2 protein-coding genes are annotated in these 1,224 nt (G+C 63.7%); both read left to right on the top strand.

Annotated features, from left to right (window positions below):
• Positions 1-172: 172 nt before the first annotated feature.
• Entirely contained in the window at positions 173-868 is a 696-nt protein-coding gene (locus tag EN879_RS36425) for a fumarylacetoacetate hydrolase family protein (RefSeq protein WP_024503825.1), read from the top strand.
• A gap of 4 nt (positions 869-872) precedes the next feature.
• Positions 873-1,224: glutathione S-transferase N-terminal domain-containing protein (locus EN879_RS36420; RefSeq protein WP_206521088.1), on the top strand; the 352-nt coding region annotated here is incomplete at its 3' end.

Genomic DNA, 1,224 nt, shown 5'->3' with positions numbered 1-1,224 from the left:
GTTCATTTCAGTTCGTGAGCGATTAGAATAACCTCTCCACCATGGCCAGATTATTGCCAAATAGTATATCGCCATCTCCGGCGGAAAGTGCCGCCGGCACTTTCTCGACCAAATCGCCTTGTCCAGGCCCCCAAATCGGTCGAATGTTCCGGCAACCAAGCAGAGACCCTTGATGACAGAATTCGTCCTTCCCCTGCCCGCAACCGCATCGGTGGCCGTTGCCGGCTCGTCCGATCGTTTTGCGGTGCGCCGTATCTACTGCGTCGGCCGCAACTACGCGGCGCATGCCCGCGAATTCGGCAATGACGAGCGTGATCCGCCCTTCTTCTTCACCAAGCCGGCCGACGCGGTGGTCGATTCCGGCACCGCTATCCCCTACCCGCCGCTGACGGCCAATCTGCACCACGAGATCGAACTGGTGGCCGCGATCGGCAAAGCCGGCTTCCGCATTCCCCGCGACAAGGCGCTGGACCATGTCTGGGGCTACGGCGTCGGCATCGACCTCACCCGCCGCGACCTGCAGGACGAGGCCAAGAAGGCCGCCCGGCCCTGGGACTGGTCGAAGGCCTTCGACCGCTCCGCCCCTTGCAGCCCGTTGGTGCAAGCGCACGAATCCGGCCACCCACAGAAGGGCCGCATCTGGCTCGCCGTCAACGGCAAGGTCAGGCAGGATGCCGACCTCGCCGAACTGATCTGGCCGATACCGGATATCGTGTCGATCTGCAGCGAGGCGATGGAGCTCGAGCCCGGCGACCTGATCTTCACCGGTACGCCAGCAGGCGTCGGCGCGGTTGGCCCCGGCGACACGATGACCGGCGGCGTCGACGGCATCGGCACCATCGAAATAACCATCGGCCAGCCGAAGTGAGCGCATGAGCAAACTCGTCCTGCACAACTACTATCGCTCCTCCACCTCCTACCGGGTGCGGATCGCGCTGGAGATGAAGGGGCTGAGCTACGACTATATCCCGCATCATCTGCGCCATGGCGAGCACCTCGAACCAGCCTATCTCGCGGTCAATCCGCAAGGGCTGGTGCCGGCGCTGGTGCTCGGCGACGGCACGCTGCTGACGCAATCGCTGGCGATCATCGAATTCCTCGACGAGACCAGCCCGGAACCACCGCTATTGCCAGGGGATGCGGCCGGTCGCGCACGGGTCAGAATGCTGGCGCAGATGATCGCCTGCGACATCCACCCGGTGAACAATCTGCGCGTGCTGACCG

This window comes from Mesorhizobium sp. M7A.F.Ca.AU.002.02.1.1 (assembly GCF_003998535.1).
GTDB lineage: Bacteria > Pseudomonadota > Alphaproteobacteria > Rhizobiales > Rhizobiaceae > Mesorhizobium > Mesorhizobium ciceri.
The sequence above is the reverse complement of the archived record's forward strand: the minus strand, read 5'-3'. Positions and strand labels throughout refer to the sequence as shown.

Coding starts and splice junctions, on each gene's coding strand:
- EN879_RS36425 (WP_024503825.1), top strand. CDS start 173: ATGACAGAATTCGTCCTTCCCCTGCCCGCAACCGCATCGGTGGCCGTT.